Consider the following 26023-nt stretch of genomic DNA (forward strand, 5'->3'; position numbering starts at 1 on the left):
ACTCCCGCCGAAGCCCTCAAACAGCTACTCTCACGACCAACAGAAACAGGTGTTGCAACCACCACCTGAATCCACCCGACGACCGTGTCGCCGGTTGCGGACGCAACGCGTGTGGCCTGCGCGGGTGCGGCCCGGGACGCGACGACGGACGGCCGGGAGGCGCGGTGCCAGCTGGCACCGCGCCTCCAGGCCGTCGGCGGTCACGTCACGGGCGTGACGCGCGTCGCGGACGTCAGCTCGCGGGGGTCGCGTGCACCAGGAACTCGACGGAACCGGCGTCGTCGACCTTGACGAACCCGAGGTTCGGTGCCTGCACGTCGTAGTCCGAGAAGGTGACCGGGACCGAACCGGAGATGTCGACGCCGTCGCCGTTCAGGCCGACCTGCAGCTTCGCGGTGACGTCCTTCGTGACGCCGTGCAGGGTGAGCTTCCCCGGAGCCGTCACGGTCGTCGTGTCGGAACCGCTCGGGACCGCGTCGGCGATCGGTCCGGTGAGTTCGAAGGTGGCCTCGGGGAAGGCCGCCGCGTCCATCGCGGAGTCGCGGAAGTAGGCGTCGCGCTGGTCGGAGTCGGTGGTGATGTCGGCGACCTGGACCGCGATCGTCGCGGCGGTGATGCTCGTGCCGTCGACGGTCGCGGTGCCGGAGACGCTGTCGGTGCGGCCGGTGACGGTGACGTCGGAGCCGTTCAGGACCTCGTGGACGCGGTACCCGGCCTCGGAATCGCCGCCGACCGTCCACTCGCCGGACAGGTCGGTGGCATCGAGGGTGGAGGCCTCGCGCGTCGCGGCGACCGAGGGCGCGGCGGAGGCCTTCGCGTTCTCGGTGCTCGTGTAGACGTTGGTGAAGACCACCGCGCCGACGACGCCGAGGACGACGACGGCGGCGATGACGGAGATCCAGATGACGGCCTTGCGGCGCTTGCGCGGGGTGTCGGTGGTCACGAGCTGAACGGTGACACGTCATGCTCGGGAGAGCCTGAGATCGTGGCAGCGATCGCCCCCCCGGTCCGGCCGCTACGCTCGTCCGGTGCAGAGGACCTCGAACCGGTGGCTCGAACTCGCCGGCTTCGTCCTGGCGTTCGTCGCCGTGCACGGGTTCCTGTGGTGGCTGACCCTCGTGTCGGCGAACCTGCCGCTCGGTGACGTGACCATCACCTACAGCCGGTGGATCGAGACCGGGCGGACCGCCGACTTCTGGGTCGGCATCGACGGCGCCTGGGTGTACCCGATCCTGGCGATCGTGCCGATGGCCGCCGCGGCGCTCGGGGGAGTCGAGTCCATCGGCACCGGCTGGCTGGTGCTGATGGTGCTGCTCGACGCCGCGGCGTGCGCGTTCCTGTGGCGGTTCCGGGCACGGGTGGGGTCGTCCGGGGTGCGGGTCGTCTGGTGGTGGCTGCTGTTCCTGCTCGCGCTCGGACCGATCGCGCTCGGTCGGATCGACACCGTCGCGACGGTGTCCGCGCTGGTGGGCGTGACGTTCGTGGCCTCGAGGCCGGCCGTCGCCTCGGCGCTCTTCACCGCCGGCGCCTGGACGAAGGTGTGGCCCGCAGCGCTCGTCGCGGTGCTGCTGCTGGTGCGTCGGGGACACCGCCGGGGTGTGCTCGCCGGAGCGCTGGTGCTGAGCGCCCTCATCGTGCTCGTCGACGTGCTGTGGGGCGGTGCGCCGTACCTGCTGTCGTTCGTCGGTGAGCAGACCGGTCGTGCGCTGCAGATCGAGTCGCCGCTCGCGACGCCGTTCATGTGGGCCGCGGCGTTCGGTGCCGACGGAGCCGCGGTGTTCTACAACCAGGAGATCCTGACCTTCGAGGTGTCCGGTGCCGGCACGTCCGCCGCCGCCGCGGTGTCGACGCCACTGATGGCCGCCGTCGTGGTGGCCGGGGTCGTACTCGCGCTCTGGGCCGCACACCGGGGTGCCCGCCGGGCCGAGCTCGCACCGGTCCTCGCGCTCTTGTTCGTCGCGGCGCTCATCGCGACGAACAAGGTGGGCTCGCCGCAGTACATCGGCTGGTTCGCGGTGCCGATCGTGTGGGGGCTCGCGGCCGGTGCCCCGAGTGCGCGCCGGTTCGTGCCGATCGCGGTGCTTGCGCTGCCGATGGCCCTGCTCACGCAGCTGGTCTACCCGGGGTACTACGACCAGGTGCTCGGCGTGCAGCCGTGGATCCTCGTGGTGCTCACGCTGCGGAACGTGCTCGAGGTCGCGATCCTGGTGTGGAGCGTGGTCGTGCTGGTGCGGATGGGACGGTCTGCGGAGTCCCGATGGGTGTCGGCGCGCTCGTCGCCTTCCGTGCGCGACCAGCCCGAGCCGGGCAGGATGGACGCATGATCGTCGCCTTCTCCGTCGCTCCGTCCGGTGGTCCCGCTGCAACGTCCGACGGGTCCGTGCACGACGCCGTCGCGGCCGCCGTGCGCGTGGTGCGCGAGAGCGGGCTACCGAACCGCACCTCGTCGATGTTCACCGAGATCGAGGGGGAGTGGGACGAGGTCATGGACGTCGTCAAGCGCGCCACCGAGGCCGTCGGCGAGTACGGCACGCGGGTGTCGCTCGTGCTCAAGGCCGACATCCGACCCGGGCACACCGGCGAGATCGACGGCAAGCTCGAACGGCTCGAGACCGCGCTCGGCGAGTAGCCCTCAGCGGCGCCGACGGGGACGCCGGCGGCGACGGGGGTCGGTGCCGAGGACCGCGGCGACCGTCAGCAGGACGAAGCCGGCGACCGCGAACACCACGACGATGACGATCCCGAGCGGGTCCGTGACGTCCTCGCAGTTCGCGGGCGCTCCGGCGGCGCAGGAGGCCAGGACGGTCGTCACGGTGGGCACGTCGACATCCTGCATCGAACCGTCTCCCGACACGCCGGGTCGGTCCCTCGGATGTCGGTGGTCGGGTGTCTCATGGTCTGCATCGAGCCACACCGGGTGGCCTCCGAGACGACGATGAGGAGCGCGTGATGATGCACGACGGCTGGTGCCCCGACTGCGACCTGCGAACGGTCGTCATCGACACGGACGAGCAGGGCGACAACGCCTGGGCGAGCTGCGCGGAGTGCGGCACCGGATGGGTGCACCGCGACGAGCTGCCCGAGCACTCCGCAGGGCGGACGCGCACTCCGGAGCGCCAGGCCGCCTGAGCGCTGGCCGCCTGAGCGCCGGGCGCTCGCTGCCCGAGCATTGGGCGCCTGCGTCCGCGTGGCGTAGGTCCGGTCCGGTCCGCGTGCCGTGGACGACTCGGCCCTGTGCGATTCCGCCGGTCCGTTGGAGCGGTCTACACTCGACGGACCAGGACATCACGGCCGCCCCGTCCGGTGGGGTGCTGCACCGTCGTCCCGCTCCGCCCGCACGAGAACAGGCCCCATGTCACAGCTCACGCCTGCGCGTCGCACCCTCGCGCTCATCTCGCTCGCCCTCGGCGGGTTCGCCATCGGCTCGACCGAGTTCGTCGCGATGGGGCTGCTGCCGAACATCGCGCAGGCCCTGCTCCCCGAGCAGTACGGCATCGACCCGGACGCCGGGATCGCCCACGCCGGCTGGCTCGTCAGTGCGTACGCCCTCGGGGTCGTCGTCGGCGCACCGACCATCGCGGCGATGTCCGCCCGGTTCCCGCGCAAGGGCCTGATCCTCGTCCTGCTCGTCGGGTTCGTCCTCGCGACGGTCGCGAGTGCCCTGCTGCCCTCGTTCGGCCTGGTGCTCGTCGCCCGGTTCGTGGCGGGCCTGCCGCACGGCGCGTACTTCGGCATCGCCTCGATCGTCGCCGGCGACATGATGGGCCCGGGCAAGCGGGGCAAGGGCATCGCCATGGTGCTGCTCGGCCTGTCGGTCGCGAACGTCGTCGGTGTCCCGGCGATCACGTGGGTCGGACAGATGGCCGGCTGGCGGGTCGCCTACGGCGTGGTCGCCGCCCTGTTCGCCCTGACCTTCGTGGCCGTCGCGGCCTTCGTGCCGAAGAGCGCCCGCGACGAGCACGCCACGATCGGCCGTGAGCTCCGGGCGTTCCGCGTGCCGCAGGTGTGGATCGTGATGGGCCTCGGCGCCGTCGGGTTCGGCGGGTTCTTCGCGGTCTACTCGTACATCTCGCCGCTCGTGCAGCACGTCACCGGCATGCCCGAGTCGTTCGTGCCGATCGTGCTCGTCGTCGTGGGCATCGGCATGGTCGTCGGCGGGGTGCTCGGCGGACACCTGGCCGACCGCAGCGTCAAGCGCACGATCTACGTCGGGATGTTCGCGCTCATCGGCGCACTGCTCATCACCGTCCTCACGGCCCAGTGGCTCTGGGGGATGCTGCTCGGCGCGTTCCTGCTCGGCGCGACGTCGTCGGCGATCCCGCCCGCGGTGCAGTCGCGTCTGATGGACGTCGCCGGCGATGCCCGCACGATCGCGGCGGCGCTCAACCACTCCGCGTTCAACATCGGCAACTCGCTCGGGGCGGCCCTCGGCGGTGCGGTCATCGCGGCCGGCTTCGGGTTCCTCGCACCGGGCTGGCTCGGCATCGGCCTCGCGCTGCTCGGCGTCCTGGTGACGATGGTCAGCTACGCGGTCGAGCGGCGGAGCACCCGTCGTGCCGCCGTCCGCTCCTCGTCGCCCTCCACCGGTCCGATCACCGCACCGGTCCCGACCGCCTGACGCGCGGGGTGCGCGCACGCGCCCACCGGACGGGAGGCCCGTGGCGACGCCGCCACGGGCCTCCCGTCCGTCGCGCGGCGCGGCCACCGCTCATGGTGAGCAGGAATGGTCGGGTCCTGTGACGGGACCCGACCATTGCTGCTCACGAAGCGCAACGCGCAGCGCGCTACAGCCCCAGGGGGCTGCCGTCCTGCACGATGATGCCGTCGGTGATCGCACGCTTCCGGAGCGCCACCTTCGTGCCCACGTCGAAGCCGGCGACGCGGTACTTCTCGCGGATGCGCTTGAGGTAGCTCTTCGCGGTCTCCTCGGAGATGCCGAGCTGGTAGGCGACGCTCTTCACGGGCTCGCCGCCGCCGTACAGGGCCATCACGCGACGCTCCTGGGCGCTGAGCTTCGGGACGCCGCCGACGTCGCCGCTGTTGATGGCGAGGTCGAGCTCGGCCGAGACGTACTGCTCGCCGCGCTGGGCGGAGCGGATCGCCTCGACGATCATGTCGGCGTCCTCGCTCTTGACGAGGTACCCGAGGGCCCCGGCGCCGAGGGCCTCGCGCACGACGTTCGGCTCCGAGTACGTGCTCATCACGACGGTCTTGACGCCCGCGGTCTTGAGCGTCGAGATCTTCAGCGACACCGGGATGGAGTCCTTGAGGTCCAGGTCCAGCAGCACCACGTCGACCGGGAACGCCGGGCTCGTCAGGAGCTCGGGCCAGGTCGTGACGGCGGCCACCAGGGTGATGTCGTCGGCCGCGTTCCGGATCCACTCCGTGAGCGCGCCGAGGAGCATCCTGTGGTCGTCGACCAGTGCGAGTCGGATCGGTTCCTCTGGAGTCGCCATGCTGGCGTCCTTTCTCGGTGCGGATTGCTCGGCCGATCCTAGGAGGATCCGGGCCGGAAGCGGGTCAGGCGTGCGGGTGTCCGGCAGCTACATCGACGGATGTCGGTTCACGACGCAGTGCGCCACGATGTGCAGCGTGCCGTCCCGGACCGTCTCGGTGTACGGGCCGATGCGCTGCAGGGCGCTCCAGGCCGTCGGACCGAGGCTGCGACGCGGCACCCCACGGGACTCGATGACGACGGGGACGTCCATGGTGTCGTCGCTGACCGGGTGGCCGTCGGAGCCGATCGGGCCGAGGGTGACCGAGACGACGGGCATGCCGGGCTGCGCGGTGCGCCCGTCCCCGACCATCTGCCAGATCGCCTGCAGCAACCCGTCGCGCTGGGTGGGGGAGAGGTGTCCGGCGAGGGCGGTCGGGTCGGCGACGCTGACCGATCGGCCGAGGTGGTCGGACTCGGTGATGGCGTGGTAGAGCCAGGTCTCGCGGCGGCCCTCGATCAGGTGCAGGCGGAGCTCGGTGGCGAGGGACGCGGCGACGGAGCTCGAGGCGTCGGACAGCGGCAGCGGGTCGGTGCCGTTCGCGACGGCGTCGAGCAGCTTCTCGGCGGCAAGGTCGAGCCGGGCGAGCTCGTCCGAGGCGAGCATGCCGACGGCGAACTGCGGTGCCTGCACGTTGCTCTGCACGAGCACCCGGTCGAGTTCGCGCTGCACGAGCTGACGGAACCGCTGCACGACGTACAGGGCGAGCGCCGGCGGTACGACGACGAGCGACAGCAGGGACACGATGCCGGGCATGGTTTCGTGCGTGATGGGTGTCGACGCCACGGCCATCACGATGAAGGCGATGCCGAGCACGCCGATCGCGGCCGCGACCTCGCGGGCGGGCCGGAGCGTGGCGATCGGCAGCAATGCGAAGCCCGCGGCCATCGAGGCCGTGGCGGTGTGCGCGATGTCGTGCTCGGGCCAGATGCCGATGAAGTCGAGCGTGACCACGCAGGCGAGGACGACGCAGATCAACGCGAAGGCCAGCCCGGTCAGCCGCTCGCCGTAGGTCAGGACACTGAGACCGACCCCGACGGCGGCGACGACGTAGAGCAACCACGCGAGCGCGGGGAGCCACGGATCGGAGTACTCGTTCCAGCGCACCAGGAAGAAGGCGATGCCGGCGGCGGCCTCGATGGCGGTGAGGACCGCGGCGCCGAGCCCGAGGTAACCGGCACCGAGCGAGGCGCCGGGCTTGGCGGCTTGGCGCAGAGAGCGGGCACCGGTGGACGTCGAGGGGAGTCCTCGGGCCTGCCGGCGCTCGCTCGTCCGGTACCGCTCGCGTGCTTCGCGACGGGTACGGGGAGCTGGTGGCGAGGTCTCGCCGGGCAGACTGCGGCCGATGGTGTCCTCGGGGACCCGGGTCATCGCGGTGCCTCCAGGACGACGGTGGTGCCGGAGCCCGGCGCGGAGAAGAGCTTGGCGTCGCCACCGACCTCGCGGAGGCGGTTCACGACGCTCTCCTTGAAGCCGAGCCGTTCGGCGCTGACGGTGGTGAGGTCGAAGCCGACGCCGGAGTCGGTGACCATCGCACGGACGACCTCGTTGTCGTGGACGATCGTGACGTGGGCCTCGCCGACACCGGCGTGCCGACGGACGTTCTCCAGGCACTCGCCGAGCGCGAGCAGGAACGCGTCGAGCACGTTCGACGGCAGCAGGACCTGTCCGGTGCCGTGCCAGCTGACCTCGAGCCCCATCCGGCCGAAGCGCTGCTTGACCGACTCGAGGGTCTGCCCGAGCGGCGATTCCTCTTCGCGGGTGAGCGAGTAGTCGCCGGACTGCGAGGGCTGCGGGGTCGCACCGAGGCGCAGGTGCCGGAGCAACCTGGCGTCCTCGGCGGCTTGCTCCCGCATCGCCTGCTCGGAGACGCCGACGCCGGAGTGCGCCAGCAGCGTCAGGGTCGCGAGCACGGTGTCGTGCAGCAGACGGGCACCCTGGCGCCGCTGCGCCTCGGTCTCGCTGGCCTGCCGTTCGGCGCGGTGGGCGGTGCCGATGCTGTAGATGCGACGGGCGACGCGGGGGATGCTGCGGGAGATCCAGATCGCCACGACGGCCATCAGGATCCACCCGAGCAGTGCGCCGCTGACGGGAGTCGACAGGAGGGAACCCGATCCCCACACCATGAGCACCACCACGGCACCGCCTCCGGCGATGGTGATGCCGAGACCGACCGGGTGCCCGCGCTGTGCCATCAGCGGTGCCGAGAGCCCGCCGGCGGCCAGGGGCATGACGGCGCTGGCGACGAGGGGCCGTGCGGAGTCGTCGACGCCGATGAAGAGCAGCACCATCGTGGCGAGCCCCGAGACGACGATGGCGGCGGTCCACCACACTTCGCCGCCGCGGGCGAAGCACACGAGTGCGGTGATCATCGCGGCGATGCAGAGGAGTGCGCCGATGAGGGGCAGCGTGGTCACGGCGGCGGAGGAGAGGATGCCCACGACGCTGACGAGCGCGCAGACGATGCCCACGACACGGGTCGCCGACCGCAGCAAGCGGTCGCGTTCCTGTGCGATGAAGTCCATCGATGTCCTGGTTGGTGACGATCTGGGTGGTGCGGGAAACCGAGCGTCGGTCAGTGCCGGGCTCCACGCCATCATTCCACGCGCGCCACCCGTTGGGGGGCCTTCGGCGCGCCGCGGTGGCTGGCGGGCTCCCGCTCAGGACTCGAGCAACCGCCGCAGGTGCGCCCCGACCTGCTCGTGCTCGATGAGGAACCCGTCGTGGCCGAACTCGCTCGCGATCACCGCGGCTGAGTCCCCGTCGAGGGTGTCCGGCACGCCCGCGGCGATCCGGTGCTGGTCCTCGACGGGGAACAGCCGGTCGCTCGAGACCCCCACCACCAGGGTCCGCGCGGTCACCAGCCCGAGTGCTGCCGACACCCCGCCGCGTCCGGCACCGACGTCGTGCGAGTCCATCGCGTACGTCAGCGTGACGTAGCTCGAGGCGTCGAACCGCCGGGTGAACTTGTTGCCGTGGAAGTCGAGGTAGCTCTCCACCGAGAACCGGCCGTCGTCGCCGAGCGGGGACACGTCGCTCTGCCACGACCGCGCAAAACGGCTGTTCAGCTCGTCCGACGCCCGGTAGGTCATCAGCGCCATCCGCCGGGCCAGCGACAGGCCGCGGTGCGGTCCCTCGCCGGCATCGGCTTCGTAGTAGTCGCCGCCCGCGAAGGCAGGGTCCATCTGGATCGCCGCCCGCTGCAGCGAGTTCGCCGCGATCTGGTCGGCGGTGGTCTGCGCCGTGGAGGCCAGGACCGCCAGCCGCTGCACGCGCGACGGGTGCGCGACGGCGAACTCGAGGGCGTGCATGCCGCCCATCGATCCGCCGACCACCGCGGCGAAGGTCTCGATGCCGAGCCGGTCGGCGAGCTGCACCTGCACCTCGACCTGGTCGCGCACCGTGACGAAGGGGAACCGCGAGCCCCACTCCACGCCCGTCGGCGACACCGAGGACGGCCCGGTGGTGCCCTGACAGCCGCCGAGCATGTTCGGCGCGACGACGAACCACCGGTCGGTGTCGATCGCCTGGCCAGGTCCGACCACGTCACCCCACCAGCCGGCGGTGCGGTGGCCGGGGCCGGGAGCGCCCGTGACGTGCGAGTCGCCGGTCATCGCGTGCAGGACGAGCACCGCGTTGTCACGGGCGGCGTTGAGCGTGCCCCACGTCTCGTACGCCACCCGTACGGCCGGCAGACGGCCGCCGCGCACCCACTGCTCGCCGAGCGACGCGAAGTGGCGTGCTCCCGGGTGGTCGCCCGGACGCCATGCGCCGGTCACGGGGGGCTTGCCGAGGGTGCCGAGTTCGGTGCCGGGCACCAGGGTGGACGGCACGGAGTCCTCGGGGGTCGTCTGCCAGTCCATCGTGCGTCCAGTCTGCCGGGAGGCGCGGGTCACCGCCGCCGTGTTACGTCACGCCCGGCGCCTGCGGGTTGGGCCGGGCGGGCCGGTTGGGGCCGACGCAGAACGACAGGGCCGATGTCGTACGACGTCGACCCTGTCGTTCTGCGTCGGCAGGCAGGCAGGCAGGCAGGCAGGCAGGCAGGCAGGCAGGCTCGCGCCGGCCCTACGCGCGCTGGCTCTCCTGCGCGACCGCTCGGGCCGCAGCGAGCCCGGCCTCGAGGTCCGCCTTCAGGTCCGCGATGTTCTCGATGCCGACCGACAGGCGCACCAGCCCGGGCGTGACCCCGGTGGTGAGCTGCTGCTCCGGAGTGAGCTGCGAGTGCGTGGTCGACGCCGGGTGGATGACGAGCGACCGGACGTCGCCGATGTTCGCCAGGTGCGAGAACAGCCGCAGGTTGTCGACGAACGCCTTGCCCGCGCTCACCCCGCCCTTGAGTTCGAACGACAGCACCGCGCCGACGCCCTTCGGCGCGTACCGGTTCGCGGCGGCGTACCAGGGCGACGTCGGCAGTCCGGCGTAGGCGACGGTGGCGACGTCGGGGTGCTGGTCGAGCCACTCCGCGATCTCCTGGGCGTTGGACACGTGCCGCTCGATGCGGAGCGACAGGGTCTCGATGCCCTGCAGCAACGCGAACGCGGTGTCCGCCGAGTTCGAGGCACCGAGGTCACGGAGCAGCTGCACGCGGGCCTTGACGATGTAGGCGAGCTCGTTGCCGACGGCCTCGGTGAAGACCGCACCGTGGTACGACGGGTCGGGGGTGCTGAACTCCGGGAACCGGTCGGCGTGCTCCGACCAGGCGAACGTCCCGCCGTCGACGATGAGCCCGCCGATGACCGTGCCGTGCCCGCCGAGGAACTTCGTGGCCGAGTGCACGACGATGTCGGCGCCGTGCTCGAACGGACGGATGAGGTACGGCGTCGCGATCGTGTTGTCGACGATCAGCGGGACACCGGACTCGTGCGCGACGTCGCTGACGCCGGTGATGTCGAGGACGTTGATCCTCGGGTTGCCGATGGTCTCGGCGAAGAACAGCTTCGTGTTCGGGCGGACCGCGCGGCGCCACTCCTCGAGGTCGTCCTGGTCCTCGACGAACGTCGTCTCGATGCCGAGCTTCGCCAGCGTGTACTTGAACAGGTTGTACGTGCCGCCGTAGATCGACGATGACGACACGATGTGGTCGCCCGCGCCGGCGATGTTCAGCACCGCGTACGTCTCCGCCGCCTGGCCGGACGCGACGAGCAGGGCCCCGGAACCGCCCTCGAGCGCGGCGATCCGCTGCTCGACGACGTCGTTCGTCGGGTTCGTGATCCGCGAGTAGATGTTGCCCGGCTTGGCGAGCGCGAACACGTCGCGCGCTTCGTCCGAGTTCGCGAAGACGTACGAGGTCGTCTTGTAGATCGGCGTCGCTCGGGCGCCCGTGGTCGGATCCGGCTGCGCGCCGGCGTGGACCTGGGTGGTCTCGAACTGCCACTGCGCGGCGTCGTGCTCGGTCATCTTGGTGCTCCTGTCCGGTGCGGCTGGTCGTCGGGTCGCCTTGCGCTCGGCCTGGAGGCTCGGCGCTGCTGTGCGTCGGGTGTCACGGTACGCAGGTGGCCGGGCCCGCACCACCGCACCCGCCTCGGGACGTAACGCACCCGCCGGGCCCGCCCCGCGCCTCCAGGCCGAGCAGTGCGACGCAGGTCCGCACCGTGCTGTCGCCGTCAGGCGGTGCGAGGTTGGTTGTGCGGTGCGGCCCTGCCGCGCCGCACGGAGTGGGCAAGCTCGCACCGGCAGGAGAAACGCGCACGGTGCGAAGGGGCACCGCTACGCACGCTCGCGGCGGAACAGCCAGTCGACCTTCGGCTCGAGCAGCCACCGCATCCCGCGCCGCACGAAGGGCTGCGCCAGGAACAGGCTGACGACGCACGCGATCGCGACCATGAGCAGCACGAACGGCCAGGCCGAGTGCTCGCCGGCCAGGACGCCGGACTCCCGGATCGGGTAGAGGACGAACGTGTGGAGCAGGTACACGTACATCGTCGCGGCGCCGAACTGCGTGATCCAGATGTTCCGACGGGGGATGAGCACCAGGAACGACGCCGTCAGCAGGCTCGCGAGCAGCATCAGGCCGAAGCGCACCGCACCCGCCCACCAGGCGTCCTCGCCGAGCCCCGAGTAGGAGTCGTCGTAGAAGAACCAGTGGTGCAGGTCGAACTCCTTGAACTGCGGGATCCACACCGCGCACGACACCGCCCACGCGGCGAACACGACGACGGCGGCGATCCGGACCCGGACGACCGTGCGGCGGGAGGCCTCGTACCAGCGGTCGAAAACGCCCCACTGCTTGACCTGCCAGCCGAGCAGGAAGAACGGCAGCAGGCTGATCGCCCTCGACAGCGAGAGCGTCGAGTCGACGTTGTCGAAGTAGCCCACGCCGATGCTGAACACGACCGCCCAGAACAGCGGCCACCGCAGCTGCGCCAGGTACGGCAGGATCAGCTTGAAGATGCCCAGGGCCAGCAGGAACCACAGGGTCCAGGTCGGCTTCGTCGGGTTGAAGTCCTTGCCGCCCTCGACGATGCCCTGCACCACGGTCCAGATCGTCTGCATGATGATGTACGGCACGACGATGTCCGTGATCGTCCGGCGCATCCGTCTGGCCGTCGGGGTGTCCGCCGACGAGAAGTAGCCGCTGATCACGCCGAACGCCGGCATGTGGAACGCGTAGATGAACGTGTAGAGCGCCAGCGCGTGCTCACTCGCCGGCGTCTGGCGCTGGATCGCGTGGCCGATGACCACGAGCGTGACCGCGACGAACCGCGCGGTGTCCCACATCGGGATCCGGCGCGGGGCTCGACCGGGCTCGAGCTGCGTCGCCGGGGCCGAGGGGGCGGGAGGGGCGGCATCCGTCGTCATCGCCGGTCACGTTACCGGATCGTGACCTGCACGGCCCGCTGCGGTGCCGCGACCGTGCCGCTCGCTACGGTGGACGCACCGGGCCACCAGTCGCCCCGGACACCGACGCAGGAGGCAGATCACATGGCAGCACGGCGCGCAGTCGTCACCGGAGCGAGCTCGGGCATCGGGGCGGCGACCGTCCGGCTGTTCCGGTCGCGGGGGTGGGACGTCCTCGCCGTGGCCCGTCGCGCGGCGAAGCTCGAGGCGCTCGCCGCGGAGACCGGGGCGGACACCCTGGTCGCAGACATCACGAGCGCCGACGACGTCGCGGCCCTCGCCGCCCGGGTCGCGGGCCTCGGCGGCGCGGACGTGCTGGTGAACAACGCCGGTGGGGCGTTCGGTTCGGCGAGCGTCGAGGAGTCCGACGTGGACGACTGGCGTGCCATGTTCGAGGTCAACGTGATCGGCACGAAGCGGGTCGTCTCGGCGCTCCTGCCGCACCTGCGCGACCGGGCTCGCGAGTCCGGGGGAGCGGACATCGTCACCGTGACGAGCACCGCCGGCTTCGTGGCGTACGAGAACGGCGGCGGGTACAACGCCGCGAAGTTCGCCGAGCACGCCCTGGTCGGCGCGCTCCGGCTCGAGCTGAACGGTGAGCCGATCCGTGTCGTCGAGATCGCGCCGGGCATGGTGAAGACCGACGAGTTCGCGCTCACCCGGTTCCGCGGGGACGAGCAGAAGGCGGCCGCGGTGTACGACGACGTGCCGGAGCCGCTGGTGGCCGACGACGTCGCCGAGGCGATCGTGCACGCGGTGGAGCTGCCGGCGCACGTGAACCTCGACCTCGTGACGATCCGGCCGGTGGCGCAGTCGGCGCAGCACAAGCTGGCGCGCGGCCCGCTGACGCCGCGCTGAGCCGACCCGCGCGCCGGTCGCGCAGCCCCCGCGTCGTGCAGGCCGGGCCCCCGCACCGCCGGGGGCCGGACCCGCGCAGCGCCCGGGCGGCGGTCGCGGGTCGCGGGCGCGGGCTCCCTGCCGGTACCGTGGTCGGATGCCGATCAGCAGCGAACCCGAGCCCGCGGCTCCGTCGACCGTGACCGTGACGAGCGGGCCCGAGGTGCTCGGCTGGCTGGAGTTCGGTGACGCCGCACGCCTGCTCGCCAAGGACGTCCTGTCCAGCGGCTTCGAGCCCGAGGTCGTCGTCGCCGTCGCCCGCGGCGGACTGATCATCGCCGGCGCCGTCGCGTACGCCCTCGGCACCAAGGAGTGCGGCTCGATCAACGTCGAGTTCTACACCGACGTCGAGCAGCGGCTGGAGGAGCCGGTCGTGCTCGCCCCCGCCCTCGACGCCCCGAGCCTCGCCGGCAAGCGTGTCCTCGTCGTCGACGACGTGTCCGACTCCGGCCGCACCCTGCGCCTGGTGGTCGACATCATCCGGAACGCCGGTGCCGACGTCCGGAGCGCCTGCCTGTACTCGAAGCCCGGCACCGTCCTCGAGCCCGACCACGTGTGGCGTCGGGTCGACGGCTGGATCACGTTCCCGTGGAGCGCCCTCGCTCCCGTGACGGCCGAGTCGTGAGCATCCACCTGGTCGGCGGCGGTCTGTTCGCCGCCTCGGACGCCGCAGCGCCGTTCCTCGCCGAGGCCACCGCCCGTTCCGCAGCGGTCGGCCGGAGCGTGCCGCGCATCGCCCTGCTCTCCGTGGCGGGTCCGGAGGGCGGGAGCCCGTCGTCGACCGCCGACATCGCCGAGGTCCTCGGCGGCCCGCGCACGGCCGAGGTGCTCGTCACCGAGGTCGCGGCCGGTCAGGTCTTCGACACCACCGTCCTGAGCGACGTCGACGCCCTGGTGGTCGGTGGCGGCGTCACCCCCGACTACCTGGCGGCGATCGCTCCGCTCGTCGACCAGCTCCGCCTGCTCGTCTCCGACGGTCTGCCCTACCTCGGTTACTCGGCCGGTGCGATGATCGCCGCCGACCGTGCCCTCGTGGGCGGCTGGCGCATCGGCGGCGTCGAGATCTGCCCCGAAGCGGCGTCCGAGGGGCTGGACGAGGTCGAGCTCCGCGAGGGCCTCGGCCTGGTCGACCTGACCATCGACGTGCACGCGGTGCAGGCCGGCACGCTCGCGCGGCTCATCGCCAGCGCCGAGGCCGAGTTCGTCACCGCCGGGCTCGCGATCGACGAGGACACCACGCTCGTCGTCGGCGAGGGCGCGCTCGAGGTCCGGGGGACCGGCAGCGTCTGGCGCGTGATGGCCGGCGAGGAGTCGGTGGCCGTCGCCACCATGGGCGCGTAGCCGACGTGGAACCACGGCCGCTCGCCGACCTGGTCGACCCCGGCTGGGCTGAGGCGCTCGCCCCCGTCGAACCCGACGTGCACCGGATCGGCGCGTGGCTGCGTGACGAGAGCGCTGCGGGCCGCCACTACCTGCCCGCCGGCGGCGACGTGTTGCGCGCGTTCACGAGCCCGTTCGACGCCGTCAAGGTGCTGGTCGTCGGGCAGGACCCGTACCCGACGCCCGGCCACCCGATCGGCCTGTCGTTCGCGGTCGACCCCGCCGTCCGCCCGGTGCCGCGGAGCCTGGCGAACATCTACCGCGAGCTCGCCGACGACCTCGGCGTGGCGCCCCCGCCGCACGGCGATCTGCGGGCCTGGTCCGACCAGGGCGTCCTGCTGCTCAACCGGGTGCTCACCGTGCACGCGGGCGAGGCCGGCAGCCACCGCGGCAAGGGGTGGGAAGCGGTGACCGACCAGGCCGTCCGCGCGCTCGTCGCCCGCGGCACCCCGCTCGTCGCCGTGCTGTGGGGTGCCCAGGCCGGGTCGGTCCGACCGCTCCTCGGTGACACCCCCGTCGTCGCGTCGGCGCACCCGAGCCCGCTCAGCGCGTCGCGCGGGTTCTTCGGCAGCCGCCCGTTCTCGCAGGTGAACGCCCTGCTCGAGTCGCAGGGCGCACCGCCCGTCGACTGGACGCTGCCCGCTCAGTAGGCTCGGCACGTGCTCGAGGAGGAATACCAGCGACGGCGGGTCCTGCCGCGACACCTGCGTGCCCCGGCGGCGACCGAGACGGCCTTCGAGTACCGGATCCGTGCGGCCGAGGTGGGGGACCTGCCCCACGTGCGCGAGATCCACACGCACTACGTCCGCAACTCGTCGGTGACCTTCGACCCGGCGGCGTTCACGTACGCCGCGTGGAAGAAGCGCTACGACGACATCCGGAAGCGCCGGCTGCCGTTCCTGGTGGCGGAGAACCCCGCCGGGCAGATCCTCGGGTACGCCCTGGTCGACGCGTGGAACCCCAGGGACCGTTCGAACCACGTGGTCGAGGACTCGATCTACCTCGGTGCGGCCTCGGGTGGCAAGGGACTCGGCCGGGCCCTGATGGAGGCGCTGCTCGACGAGTGCCGGTCGGCCGGCGTGCGCGAGGTCGTCGCGGTCATCGCGGACCGGCAGGCCGAGGCGTCGATCCGGCTGCACGAGCGGCTCGGCTTCGAGGAGGTCGGCCGGATGGGCAAGGTCGGCTACAAGTACGACCGCTGGCTCGGCACCGTCACGATGCGGCTCCGCCTGCGCGGGCCGCGGCTGTTCGCCCGCCGACGCTGACGGCACCGGCACCGGCACCGGCACCGACGCGACACACCTGACGGGCGTCCGTCACGCTCGAGACGTGGCTGCAGGGCGGACGGGAGGCCCGTGGCGGGCCCGGCACGAGCCTCCAGGCCGTCTGGCGGTCGCGTCAGCCTGCCGGGGCCTCGGTGATGAACTCGTCGCGCGTCACGCGGAGCAGCGCGGTGGCCGCCGCCGCCGCGGCGTCCGCGTCACCGTCGACCGCTGCGCGCCCGACGGCCTCGTGCCGGAGCGCTGCCTCGCGCGTCCAGCGTGTGATGGGGTCGCGCGACTCCGACGTCCTGGTGCGCAGGAGCGCCTCGACGGTGCCGGCGAAGTGCGTGAACACGGCGTTCCCCGACCCGGTGAGCAGTGCCCGGTGGAAGCGGACGTCGGCCTCCAGGTAGGCGCGGCTGTCCTCGCGTCCGCAGGCGTCGAGCATGTCCCGGGCGGCGGCGAGCACGGCGTCCGCACCGTCGGAACCGGCGGTCAGCGACGCCGCCACCGGTTCGACCCCGAGCCGGAGTTCGACGAGCTCGCGCTGCTGCACGAAGTACGCCGGCGAGGTGCCGCGCCACCGGATGACGGTCGGGGCGAGCAGCTCCCACGCCGTGATGTCGCGGACGAGCGTGCCGACCCGCTGCCGGGGTTCGACCAGGCCGAGTGACTGGAGGACCCGGAGTGCCTCGCGCACCACCGACCGGGAAACGCCGAACTCGTCGGCCACCAGCTCGGGCCGGACGACGGCGCCTGTAGCCAGGTCGCCGTCGACGATCCGCTGGCCCAGGGTGTCGAGCACGTGGGCGTGCAGTCCGCGCGCGGTGGGCATCGTTCCTCCATGCAGTACAGGTCACGCGACGGGCGTGACGCCGGTCCCATCGAAGCGGCAGACTCCGGGGACGGGCGGTTGGCGCGCGGGATGAGGTCGTATAGTCTGATTAATCAGATTATTGAGGGTCGGCGTTCGTCGCGCCAGTCCACCCTCGACACGAAGGCGACGGAGCCGCGCAGCAGCGACTCCAGGAAGGGGCGCTGATGCCTCACGCTCTCCCAGACCACGTGCTCGCCGACCCGGTCGGTGCGGTGCTCGCCGCCGGCGGTGGCACCACCGAGACGGTCGACCCGTCCGGTTCGATCCCGCAGCTGATCATCGCGGCGCTCGTCGGCATCGTGGTGATCATCGCGCTCATCACCTGGCTCAAGGTGCACCCCTTCATCGCGCTCACGATCGGCGCGCTCGGCGTCGGCATCGGCGCGGGCCTGGCGCCCGACAAGGCGGTCACGAGCTTCGGCGACGGCTTCGGCGCGACCATGACGAGCGTCGGCATCTTGGTCGGGCTCGGGGCGATGTTCGGCAAGATGCTCGTCGACTCGGGCGCGGCGGACCGCGTGGTGGACACCCTGGTGCGGAGGTCGTCGAAGGCGGCCCTGCCGTGGACGATGGCCCTGATCGGGGCGCTCATCGGGCTGCCGATGTTCTTCGAGGTCGGGCTCGTCCTGCTCATCCCGATCATCGTGCTGGTCGCCAAGCGGAGCGAGGTGCCGATCATGAAGATCGCCGTCCCCGCCCTGGTCGGCCTGTCGACGATGCACGCGTTCGTCCCGCCCCACCCCGGCCCGCTCGTCGCGATCTCCACCGTCGGTGCGAACCTCGGCACCACGCTCGCCTTCGGCATCGTGCTGGCGATCCCGGTGATCGTCCTGGCCGGGCCGCTCTTCGCCCGGTTCGCGGCCCGCTGGGTCGACATCCCCGTCCCCGACATGTTCGGGTCGCGTGGCGCGGTCGCCACCGCCGGCCCCGCCTCGGGGTCGGGTTCCGGGTCCGCCGCCTTCGTCGACGACCCGGCGCACCACGGTCGGGAGGCCCGGCGCGGCCCCGCCACGCAGGACACCGCATCCCTGCCCAACGGCAAGAGCGACTTCACGCGCGTCATCAGCGAGCCGCGGAGCCCCTCGTTCACCATCGCCCTCGTCGGCATCCTGCTGCCGGTGGTGCTGATGCTCGCCCAGGCGATCCGTGAGGCGACGGCGCCCGACGCGTCGGGCTCGTGGGTGAGCCTGCTCGACTTCCTCGGATCGCCGATGATCGCCATCGGCATCGCGGCGGTCTACGCGATGGTCTTCTTCGCGATCGGTGGCGGCATGGACCGCTCGGCCGTCGCCAAGTCCCTCGAGAGTGCGCTGCCCCCGATCGCCGGGGTCCTGCTCATCGTGGGCGCAGGCGGTGGGTTCAAGCAGGTCCTCATCGACACGGGCATCGGCGGCGTGATCGCCGACGCCGTCAAGGACTCCGGCATCTCGGTGCTGCTCGTCGCCTGGGTCGTCTCGGCCCTGGTGCGCGTGGCGACCGGATCGGCCACGGTCGCCACAGTGACCGCCGCCGGCATCATGGCGCCCATCGCCGCCGACCTGTCGTCGCCGATGACGTCGCTGCTCGTGCTCGCGATCGGTGCCGGCTCGGTGTTCCTGTCGCACGTCAACGACGCCGGGTTCTGGCTGGTGAAGGGGTACCTCGGCACCACGGTGGGGCAGACGTTCAAGACGTGGACGGTGCTCGAGTGCCTCATCTCGGTGTTCGGCCTGCTCGGGGTCCTGCTGGCCGGGGTGTTCATCCGATGAGTGGCGCAGTGGACGACGGTGCTGCCGCTGCTGCCGCTGCTGCCGCTGCTGCCGCTGGTGCTGCTGGTGCTGCTGGTGCCGGGGGTGCCGGTGCTGCCGGGCTGGATGCTCGTGTCCTGGTCGTGATGGGGGTGTCCGGGTCGGGCAAGTCGACCGTCGCCGCCATGGTCGCCGAGCAGGTCGGGTGGGAGTTCGCCGAGGGCGACGCGATGCACCCGCCGGCGAACGTCGACAAGATGCACGCCGGCACCCCGCTCACCGACGAGGACCGCTGGCCCTGGCTCGACGTCGTCGCCGCGTGGATCCGGGGGCACCTGGACGCCGGGACGAACGGCGTCGTCACCTGCTCGGCGCTGAAGCGCTCGTACCGCGACGTGCTGCGCGCCCCGGGCGTGGTGTTCGTGCACGTGGCCGGCGACGGGGCGCTCATCGAGCAGCGGATGTCGCAGCGTTCCGGGCACTTCATGCCGACGTCGTTGCTCAAGTCGCAGCTCGCCACGCTCGAGCCGCCGCAGCCCGACGAGGCCCACGTGACGATCGCCGCCGACCGCACCCCCGAAGCCGAGAGCGCCGAGGTCGTCGAACGGCTCGGACTGGTCACGATCCCGAGAGCCTGATCGGGCAGCGCTCGGCAGCATGGCCGCATGGCGCTCGACGACTCCCTCTCGCTCCTGACCCGCGGCTACGGGTTCGGTGCCCACCTGTGGCGCCGGACCCGGCCGGGGGCGCGTGCCGTGGGCTTCCGACTGCTCGGACGTCCGGCGCTGCTCGTGCGCGGCGCCGAGGGCGTCGGCCTGTTCTACGACGGCGACCGGACCGCGCGGCACGGGGCGATGCCGGCCATCGTGCAGCGGACCCTGTTCGGCGTCGGCTCCGTGCACAGTCTCGACGGCCCGGAGCACCACCACCGCAAGGCCACCTTCGTCGACGTCGCCTACGAGGACGAGCAGGTGCGGCGGCTCGCGCCACTGCTGACGGCCGAGTGGGCCGCCGAACGGGACTCCTGGATCGCTGGCGGCACCCGGTCGGCGTACGACGCGGCCGTCGGCGCGATCGGCCGCGCGGTCATGCGGTGGGCCGGCCTGCCGGGGACCCCGGCGGCGAAGACGCGCTGGGCGGCGAGACTCGCCCAGGTCGTCGACGGGTTCGGCGTGCCGTACTCGCCGGAGTACCTGCAGGCGGTGCTGAACCGGCACTGGTCGGACCGGCACGCCCGGCGGCTCGTCGAGGCCGTCCGCGGCGGCCGATTGATGCCCGAGCCGCACTCCGCGCTGCACGAGTGGGCGTGGCACCGCGACCGCTCCGGTGCGCTGCTGCCCGCGCGCCTGGCGGGCATCGAACTGCAGAACAGCATCCGACCGGCGATCGCGGTGGCCCGGTTCGTGGCGTTCGCGGCGAAGGAGCTGCACGACCGGCCGGAGTGGCGGGCACGGATCGCTGCCGAGAGCGCGGCGGCCGCCGACATCGATGACGGGCCGCGCGTCGACGGCCAGCACGTCGACGGTCCGCGCGTCGACGGCCCGCTCGCCGTCGCCTTCGCGCAGGAGATCCGCCGGACCGCGCCGTTCGTGCCGATGCTGCCCGCCTGGGCCACCACCGACGTCGAGCTCGACGGCGAACGGTTGCCCGCCGGCGGACGGGTGGTGCTCGACATCACCGGCACCGACACCGACGAGCGTTCCTGGGACCGCGCTGGCGAATTCGACCCGTCGCGGTTCCTCGGCGTGGACGACTTCGAGGCGATCACGACGTTCGTCCCGCACGGCGGCGCCGAGGTCGCGACGGGTCACCGGTGCCCCGGCGAGAAGGTCGCGATCGCGGCCCTCGCGGCCGCGGTGTCGGTGCTGAGCGACCCGCGCGTGACGATCCTCGACGACGGGCTGCAGGTCGACCGCCGACGGCTGCCCACCAAGCCGGCGTCTGGAGGGAAGGTCCGGGGCCGCTGCCCCTTCCACTGACCCGGCAGGTTCCGGCCCCGGTGCCCGCCGACCGGTCGCTCAGGTGAACCGGATCGGGGTGCCGACGGGCAGCGCCGCGAGCGTCTTCGTCATCTCCGCCGAGATCCGCACGCAGCCGTGCGAACTGCCCGTCGGGTCCGGGTAGTAGTGCAACGCGGTCAGGGCCGCGTTGCCGCCGTACGACGGGATGCGGGACGAGTGCGCCCCGGTCAGGATGATCGGGTTGCCCTGCGTGTACGCCACGCGGGTGTCGACGTACGCGGCTTCGACGTAGGTGGCGGTGTCGGTGGGCGTCGGGTCCTCGGGGGTGCCGAGCCGTGCGACCTCCGTCGCGGTCACCGCGCCCTTCCTCGTGACGACGGACACCGTGCTGGCGGCGACGTCGACCGTGATCATCCGGTCGGTGCGCACGATGGTGAAGTCGGCGGCCCGGGCCCACGCGAACGTCGCGCTCGGGGCGTCCGGGTCACCGCCGTCGCCGGGGGTGCGGTTGCGGGACGGCGTCGACACCAGGAGCATCCCGCCGTCCTTGCCGGGGGAACGACCCCAGATCGCCGTCGCCGCGGGCCGGTTGATCGTCGACACCAGGTGGGACAGGGTCGCCACCGGCCGGCCGCGGCTCGACGGACTCGCGTAGAGGGCGACGAGGGGCGTGCGCGGGGTCGCGATCTGCCAGGTGTCCTCGGGCTCCACGTCCCCGCCGTCGAGCAGCTGCGGCACGACGGCGTCGTGGAACGCCAACGGCAGTGCGGCCAGGGCGGCGTCGGACGGTGCGGCGGGGACGGCCGCGAGGGTCGGGGTCGGGGTCCGGGTCGGCTCCGGCGTGGGGCTCGGGGTGGGCGTCGTCGTCGCGCGCGCAGCACGGGTCGGCTCGGGCGCCGGCGACCCGACCGTCACCCCCACGACCACGGCGGCGACGGCGATCACCAGCACGCCCGCCGTCGTCGCGATCCAGGTGTTCCGTCGCATGGTGCGTTCCCCCTCGGTCGGTCGGTCCGTCAGCGTTCGGTGACGCGGCCGCCCTCGACCAGCCACTGCCGGTCGAGTCGGACGGTCTCCAGCATGCGCCGGTCGTGTGTGACGAGCAGCAGGGTTCCGTCGTAGGACTCCAGCGCCTGCTCGAGCTGTTCGATCGCCGTCAGGTCGAGGTGGTTCGTCGGTTCGTCGAGGACGAGCACGTTCACCCCGCGGGCCTGCAGCAGCGCGAGTCCGGCCCGGGTGCGCTCGCCGGGGGAGAGCGCCGAGGCCGGCCGGCCGACGTGGTCCGCCTTCAGCCCGAACTTCGCGAGCAGCGTCCGGACGTCGGCGGTCGTGTACTCGGGGACGATCGCCTCGAACGCGGCGGCGAGGGGCTGGTCGCCGGTGAACGCCGCACGGGCCTGGTCGACCTCGCCGACCGCGACGCTCGACCCCAGCGACGCGGTGCCCGTCGTCGGCGCCTGCTTGCCGAGCAGCGCCCGCAGCAGGGTGGACTTGCCGGCGCCGTTCGGACCGGTGATCCCGATCCGGTCACCGCCGTCGACCTGCAGCGAGACCGGGCCGAGGGTGAAGTCGCCCTGCGTGAACGTGGCGTCGGACAGGGTCGCGACGACCGCCGACGACCGGGGTGCACTGCCGATCGTGAACTCGAGCTGCCACTCCTTGCGCGGCTCCTCGACCTCGTCGAGCCGGGCGATGCGGGACTCCATCTGCCGGACCTTCTGCGCCTGCTTCTCGCTCGACTCCGATGCGGCACGGCGGCGGATCTTGTCGTTGTCCGGGCTCTTCTTCATGGCGTTCCGGACGCCCTGGCTCGACCACTCCCGCTGGGTCCGTGCCCGCGAGACCAGGTCGGCCTTCGTGGACGCGAACTCGTCGTACGCGTCACGCTTGTGCTGCCGGGCGATCTCGCGCTCCTCGAGGAACGAGTCGTACCCGCCGCCGAACAGCCGGTTCGACGACTGCGCCAGGTCGAGCTCGAGCACCGAGGTCACCGAGCGCGCCAGGAACTCCCGGTCGTGGCTGACGAGCACCACCCCGCCGCGCAGCCCGCGCACGAACGCCTCGAGCCGGTCGAGGCCGTCCAGGTCGAGGTCGTTGGTCGGCTCGTCGAGCAGGACGATGTCGAACCGCGAGAGCAGCAGCGCGGCGAGCCCGACGCGGGCGACCTGCCCACCGGACAGCGCCGTCATGAGGGAGTCCGGGCCGACGCCGTCCGCACCGGAGTCGCCGGTGCCGGGCTCCAGGCCGAGGTCGGCGAGCACCGCCGGGATCCGGTCGTCCAGGTCGGCGGCCCCTGCGGCGAGCCAGCGGTCGAGCGCCGCCGAGTACCGGTCGGCCGCTGCGTCGCCGGCATCGGGGTCCCCGAGCGCCGCGGCCGCTGCGTCCATCGTCACCGTGGCCTCGGCGCAGCCGGTCCGCCGCCCGATGTAGTCCGCGACGCTCTCACCCGCGATGCGCTCGTGCTCCTGGGGGAGCCACCCGACGAACGCATCCGTCGGCGCCAGGGAGACCGTGCCGGCGAGGGGCTCGTCGACCCCGGCGAGCAGCCGGAGCAGCGTCGACTTGCCGGCACCGTTCACGCCGACGACGCCGATCACGTCGCCGGGTGCCACCGTCAGGTCGAGGGAGTCGAACAGCGTGCGAGCGGCGTACCCGCCGGACAGGCCCTTGGCGACGAGCGTGGCGGTCATGCGCCCATCGTCCCACGCGGAGCGGGCACCCCACGTGCAGCAGACTGGGCCGATGGACTCCTGCGTCTTCTGTGCCGTGATCGCCGGTGAGGAACCCGCCGTATGGGTCGAACGCGAGGAGCACGCGGTGGCCTTCGCGCCGCTCGCCGGTCCAGCGCTCGCTCCCGGTCACACCCTGGTCGTGCCGGTCGAGCACACCGCCGACCTGCTCAGCGCCGGCCCCACGGCGCTCGCCGCCACCACGGCCCTGGTGCAGCGTGTCGCCCGTGCGATGAAGGGCGCCCTCGGCGCGACCGGGACCGTCGTCCTGCAGGCATCGGGCGCGGACGCCGGCCAGAGCGTGCTGCACCTGCACCTCCACGTCGTGCCCTGCTGGCCGGACGACGCGACGACGCACTGGCCGGAGCGACGATCGGCACACGTGGTCGACGGCGACCCGCACGCGCTCCTCGCCGAGATGTTCGAGTAGCCGCCCGAGCAGACCTTGCCCAGCCCGACCCGACCCTCAGCCCCGGGGCACCAACCGACCCGCACCGACCGGCAGCAGCCCGCCCCGGTACTCCAGCGCCCTCGCGCCGTCGACCGGCACCGATGCCGCCCCGAACCGCCAGACGCGGTTGTACAGGTACACCCCGATCACGGTGTCGCCGTCGTCCGGCACCGCCCACGTGCCGGTGCCCCACTGCGCCGGGTGCCCCACCCCGTCGACGGTGACGGTCGGTCGGGCGAACCAGACGAACAGGGGCTTCACGAGCCGGAGTTCGATCCGGCGCTTCGTCGTGCCGGAGGGCAGGGTGGTGTCCACCGTCGAAGGATACGGGCCACCGCCGCCTAGGCTCGGAACCGTGTTCGAACTCCACCACCTCTCCGCGCAGGAACTCTGGGACTGGATCCGCCGGGGCGAGGCGACCGCCCTCGCGGTCACCGAGCACTACCTGGCCCGCGTGGAACGCCTGGACGCCGGACTCGGCGCCTTCGTGACGGTCACCGCGGACGCGGCCCGGGCCCGAGCCGAACGCCTCGGCCACCTGGTGCCGACGTCGAGACCGTTGTGGGGCCTCCCGTCCGCCGACAAGGACCTGTACGACCGCGCCGGGGTCCCCACGCGGAGCGGTACCGCGAGCCTGCCGGAGCGGCCGGCGTCGGCCGACCATCCGCTCGTCGCCGCGCTCGACGCGGCCGGCACCGTCAGCCTCGGCAAGACGGCATCGCCGGAGTTCGGCATGTCCTCGTCGTCCGAGACCCGGTTCGGCGTGACGCGGAACCCCTACGACACCACGCGTGCGCCCGGCGGGTCGTCGAGCGGCGCGGCCGTCGCCGTGGCCGCCGGACTCGTGCCGGCCGCGGTCGGTTCGGACGGCGGCGGATCGGTGCGCATCCCCGCCGCGGCGACCGGACTCGTCGGCCTGAAGCCGAGCCGCGGGCGCGTGCCGTCGATGCCCGGCCGCTCCGGTGTCGGCGGACTGTCCGTCGCCGGGCCGCTCACGCGTTCCGTCGCCGACGCGGGCATGCTCCTCGACGCGCTCGTGGCGCCGACCGGCCTACCGGAACCGTCGCCGTACGCCCTCGTCACCCCCGACGTCGGCGAGGGGCCGTTCACCGCGGCCGCCGTCCGTGGCGAGGGACGGTTCGTCGTCGGGCTGCTCGACGGCTCACCCTGGGACGACACCGTCGACGTGGTCGTCGACCCCGCAGCCCGGGCCGCCGTCGAGACCGCCGTGCGGGTGCTCGGCGAGGTCGGGCACGGCGTCGAGGACGTCCGGATGCCCCGGGTGCCGTACGCCGACGCCTTCCGGGTGGCGTGGGAGAGCTCGGCCGCCCGCCTGCCGCAGGTGCCCGGCATCGACCTGTCGTCGCTGACCCCGCTCGTGGCGTGGCTCGTGGCGCGCGGACAGGCGCTGACCGGCACCCGGGTCCTCGACGCGATGACGACCCTCGACACCTTCTCGACGACGCTCATCGGCGCGTTCGACCGGTTCGACGCCGTGCTCACCCCGACGCTCGCGCTGACGCCGCGGCCGCTCGGCTGGTACGGCGACGACCCGGACGAGGACTTCCGCCGCCAGTGCGCCTACTCGCCGTGGACCTCGATGGCGAACGTGTCCGGGCTCCCCGCGATCACCCTGCCCGTCGGGGTCACCGAGGACGACCACCCCGACGGCGGCGGACTCCCGATGGGCGTGCAGCTCATCGGACGGCCCGGCGGCGAGCGCGTCCTGCTCGCGATCGGCGCGCAGCTCGAGCGCCGGTTGCGCTGGCAGCGGCGGCACCCGGCCGCCTGGACCGCCTGACGCCGGCGCCGGGCGCGGGCGCGCGGCGCACCGTGCGGCGTTGTCAGGCTGGTGCGGGGTTGCTTGCTCGGTGCGGCCTTGTAGGCCGGCTCCGTGCGGGCAAGCCCGCACCGGGTGGCGGGGCGCGAACGGTGCGGTTTCGTGCGTGTGGGGCGGCGTTGCTTGCTCGGTGCGGCCGTGTAGGCCGGCTCCGTGCGGGCAAGCCCGCACGGAGTGGCGGTGCGCGCACGGTGCGGTGGTCTCGTGTGCGTTTGGTCTGGAGGCGCGGGGCGGGCCGGTGCCGTGCCTCCTGTCCGGTGCACGGTGCGGTTTCGTGCGTGTGGTGCGGGGTTGCTTGCTCGGTGCGGCCGTGTAGGCCGGTTCCGTGCGGGCAAGCCCGCACGGAGTGGCGGTGCGCGCACGGTGCGGTGGTCTCGTGTGCGTCTGGTCTGGAGGCGCGGGGCGGGCCGGTGCCGTGCCTCCTGTCTGGTGCACGGTGCGGTTTCGTGCGTGTGGTGCGGGGTTGCTTGCTCGGTGCGGCCTTGTAGGCCGGTTCCGTGCGGGCAAACTCGCACCAAGTGGCGGGGCGCGCACGGTGCGCCGCCGCCCGCCGCCCGCCGCCCGCCC

27 protein-coding genes are annotated in these 26023 nt (G+C 72.6%); 15 read left to right on the forward strand and 12 right to left on the reverse strand.

What is annotated here, in order from left to right; genetic code table 11:
• Window positions 1–232 precede the first annotated feature (232 nt).
• Window positions 233–943, reverse strand: coding sequence for a YceI family protein (locus tag KK097_RS18785; protein WP_214545481.1), 711 nt, complete (start codon window positions 941–943; stop codon window positions 233–235).
• An 85-nt stretch (window positions 944–1028) separates the two neighbouring features.
• Between KK097_RS18785 and KK097_RS16575 the strand changes: the two genes are divergently transcribed.
• Window positions 1029–2324: a glycosyltransferase 87 family protein gene (locus KK097_RS16575; RefSeq protein WP_214545482.1), complete on the forward strand. Its 1296-nt coding sequence runs from the start codon at window positions 1029–1031 to the stop codon at window positions 2322–2324.
• On the forward strand, window positions 2321–2629 hold the full coding sequence (locus KK097_RS16580) for a thiamine-binding protein (RefSeq protein WP_214542235.1): 309 nt from the start codon (window positions 2321–2323) through the stop codon (window positions 2627–2629). The genes KK097_RS16575 and KK097_RS16580 overlap by 4 nt, the downstream gene beginning before the upstream one ends.
• Before the next feature lie 3 nt (window positions 2630–2632).
• Here KK097_RS16580 and KK097_RS16585 read toward each other — a convergent pair whose 3' ends face one another.
• On the reverse strand, window positions 2633–2821 hold the full coding sequence (locus KK097_RS16585; protein ID WP_214545483.1) for a hypothetical protein: 189 nt from the start codon (window positions 2819–2821) through the stop codon (window positions 2633–2635).
• Between the two features lie 128 nt (window positions 2822–2949).
• Here KK097_RS16585 and KK097_RS16590 point away from each other — a divergent pair, with 128 nt between their 5' ends.
• Both KK097_RS16590 and KK097_RS16595 read left to right on the forward strand, forming a co-directional pair.
• Window positions 2950–3129: a hypothetical protein gene (locus tag KK097_RS16590; RefSeq protein WP_214545484.1), complete on the forward strand. Its 180-nt coding sequence runs from the start codon at window positions 2950–2952 to the stop codon at window positions 3127–3129.
• Window positions 3130–3352: 223 nt separating this feature from the next.
• Window positions 3353–4618, forward strand: coding sequence for an MFS transporter (locus KK097_RS16595; RefSeq protein WP_214528570.1), 1266 nt, complete (start codon window positions 3353–3355; stop codon window positions 4616–4618).
• A 166-nt stretch (window positions 4619–4784) separates the two neighbouring features.
• On the opposite strand, the gene KK097_RS16600 is transcribed toward KK097_RS16595, so the two are convergent.
• The 6 genes from KK097_RS16600 to KK097_RS16625 form a co-directional block, all read right to left on the reverse strand.
• Window positions 4785–5456, reverse strand: coding sequence for a response regulator transcription factor (locus tag KK097_RS16600; protein WP_017888182.1), 672 nt, complete (start codon window positions 5454–5456; stop codon window positions 4785–4787).
• Window positions 5457–5543: 87 nt separating this feature from the next.
• Window positions 5544–6866 (reverse strand): hypothetical protein, encoded by a 1323-nt coding sequence (locus tag KK097_RS16605; RefSeq protein ID WP_214528569.1) that lies wholly within the window; start codon window positions 6864–6866, stop codon window positions 5544–5546.
• Complete coding sequence (locus tag KK097_RS16610) at window positions 6863–8020, reverse strand: sensor histidine kinase (protein WP_214545485.1); 1158 nt, start codon at window positions 8018–8020, stop codon at window positions 6863–6865. The genes KK097_RS16605 and KK097_RS16610 overlap by 4 nt, the downstream gene beginning before the upstream one ends.
• Window positions 8021–8155: 135 nt before the next feature.
• Complete coding sequence (metX, locus tag KK097_RS16615) at window positions 8156–9358, reverse strand: homoserine O-acetyltransferase MetX (RefSeq protein ID WP_214545486.1); 1203 nt, start codon at window positions 9356–9358, stop codon at window positions 8156–8158.
• A 202-nt stretch (window positions 9359–9560) separates the two neighbouring features.
• A complete protein-coding gene (locus tag KK097_RS16620; RefSeq protein ID WP_214545487.1) occupies window positions 9561–10892 on the reverse strand; it encodes a bifunctional o-acetylhomoserine/o-acetylserine sulfhydrylase in 1332 nt (443 codons plus the stop codon).
• Window positions 10893–11201: 309 nt separating this feature from the next.
• Window positions 11202–12293, reverse strand: coding sequence for an acyltransferase family protein (locus KK097_RS16625; protein ID WP_214528565.1), 1092 nt, complete (start codon window positions 12291–12293; stop codon window positions 11202–11204).
• 123 nt (window positions 12294–12416) lie between these two features.
• Here KK097_RS16625 and KK097_RS16630 point away from each other — a divergent pair, with 123 nt between their 5' ends.
• The 5 genes from KK097_RS16630 to KK097_RS16650 all read left to right on the forward strand — a co-directional run bounded on the left by KK097_RS16630 (window position 12417) and on the right by KK097_RS16650 (window position 15874).
• A complete protein-coding gene (locus KK097_RS16630; protein WP_214545488.1) occupies window positions 12417–13190 on the forward strand; it encodes an SDR family oxidoreductase in 774 nt (257 codons plus the stop codon).
• Window positions 13191–13326: 136 nt separating this feature from the next.
• Entirely contained in the window at window positions 13327–13854 is a 528-nt protein-coding gene (locus tag KK097_RS16635; RefSeq protein WP_051596753.1) for a phosphoribosyltransferase, read from the forward strand.
• Window positions 13851–14570 (forward strand): Type 1 glutamine amidotransferase-like domain-containing protein, encoded by a 720-nt coding sequence (locus KK097_RS16640; RefSeq protein ID WP_214545489.1) that lies wholly within the window; start codon window positions 13851–13853, stop codon window positions 14568–14570. The genes KK097_RS16635 and KK097_RS16640 overlap by 4 nt, the downstream gene beginning before the upstream one ends.
• A gap of 5 nt (window positions 14571–14575) precedes the next feature.
• The gene (locus KK097_RS16645) at window positions 14576–15259 is read left to right on the forward strand and encodes a uracil-DNA glycosylase (RefSeq protein WP_214545490.1); all 684 of its coding nucleotides are present in this window, start codon (window positions 14576–14578) and stop codon (window positions 15257–15259) included.
• A gap of 9 nt (window positions 15260–15268) precedes the next feature.
• Complete coding sequence (locus tag KK097_RS16650; RefSeq protein WP_027465815.1) at window positions 15269–15874, forward strand: GNAT family N-acetyltransferase; 606 nt, start codon at window positions 15269–15271, stop codon at window positions 15872–15874.
• 133 nt (window positions 15875–16007) lie between these two features.
• Here KK097_RS16650 and KK097_RS16655 read toward each other — a convergent pair whose 3' ends face one another.
• Window positions 16008–16706, reverse strand: coding sequence for a FadR/GntR family transcriptional regulator (locus KK097_RS16655; protein WP_214545491.1), 699 nt, complete (start codon window positions 16704–16706; stop codon window positions 16008–16010).
• Between the two features lie 206 nt (window positions 16707–16912).
• On the opposite strand from KK097_RS16655, the gene KK097_RS16660 reads away from it, so the two are divergent.
• From KK097_RS16660 to KK097_RS16670, 4 genes are read left to right on the forward strand one after another with little or no spacing between them, the layout of a single operon-like run.
• Window positions 16913–18496 (forward strand): GntP family permease, encoded by a 1584-nt coding sequence (locus KK097_RS16660; RefSeq protein WP_214545492.1) that lies wholly within the window; start codon window positions 16913–16915, stop codon window positions 18494–18496.
• Window positions 18497–18622: a hypothetical protein gene (locus KK097_RS18790; protein WP_307858436.1), complete on the forward strand. Its 126-nt coding sequence runs from the start codon at window positions 18497–18499 to the stop codon at window positions 18620–18622. It begins immediately after the preceding gene.
• Window positions 18622–19113, forward strand: coding sequence for a gluconokinase (locus KK097_RS16665; RefSeq protein WP_307858437.1), 492 nt, complete (start codon window positions 18622–18624; stop codon window positions 19111–19113). The genes KK097_RS18790 and KK097_RS16665 overlap by 1 nt, the downstream gene beginning before the upstream one ends.
• Window positions 19114–19140: 27 nt before the next feature.
• Window positions 19141–20454, forward strand: coding sequence for a cytochrome P450 (locus KK097_RS16670; RefSeq protein WP_214545494.1), 1314 nt, complete (start codon window positions 19141–19143; stop codon window positions 20452–20454).
• Between the two features lie 39 nt (window positions 20455–20493).
• On the opposite strand, the gene KK097_RS16675 is transcribed toward KK097_RS16670, so the two are convergent.
• Entirely contained in the window at window positions 20494–21423 is a 930-nt protein-coding gene (locus tag KK097_RS16675; protein WP_214545495.1) for a L,D-transpeptidase, read from the reverse strand.
• A gap of 29 nt (window positions 21424–21452) precedes the next feature.
• Window positions 21453–23126: an ABC-F family ATP-binding cassette domain-containing protein gene (locus KK097_RS16680; RefSeq protein ID WP_214545496.1), complete on the reverse strand. Its 1674-nt coding sequence runs from the start codon at window positions 23124–23126 to the stop codon at window positions 21453–21455.
• Window positions 23127–23178: 52 nt separating this feature from the next.
• Here KK097_RS16680 and KK097_RS16685 point away from each other — a divergent pair, with 52 nt between their 5' ends.
• Window positions 23179–23595 (forward strand): HIT domain-containing protein, encoded by a 417-nt coding sequence (locus tag KK097_RS16685; protein WP_214545497.1) that lies wholly within the window; start codon window positions 23179–23181, stop codon window positions 23593–23595.
• 36 nt (window positions 23596–23631) lie between these two features.
• Here KK097_RS16685 and KK097_RS16690 read toward each other — a convergent pair whose 3' ends face one another.
• Window positions 23632–23931 carry a hypothetical protein gene (locus tag KK097_RS16690; RefSeq protein ID WP_307858438.1) on the reverse strand — a complete coding sequence of 100 codons (300 nt, stop codon included), beginning with the start codon at window positions 23929–23931 and terminating at the stop codon, window positions 23632–23634.
• A gap of 40 nt (window positions 23932–23971) precedes the next feature.
• On the opposite strand from KK097_RS16690, the gene KK097_RS16695 reads away from it, so the two are divergent.
• Window positions 23972–25417, forward strand: coding sequence for an amidase (locus KK097_RS16695; RefSeq protein WP_214545498.1), 1446 nt, complete (start codon window positions 23972–23974; stop codon window positions 25415–25417).
• The last annotated feature ends 606 nt before the right edge of the window (window positions 25418–26023 follow it).

This window comes from Curtobacterium flaccumfaciens (genome assembly GCF_018598405.1).
GTDB classification, from domain to species: Bacteria; Actinomycetota; Actinomycetes; order Actinomycetales; family Microbacteriaceae; genus Curtobacterium; species Curtobacterium aurantiacum.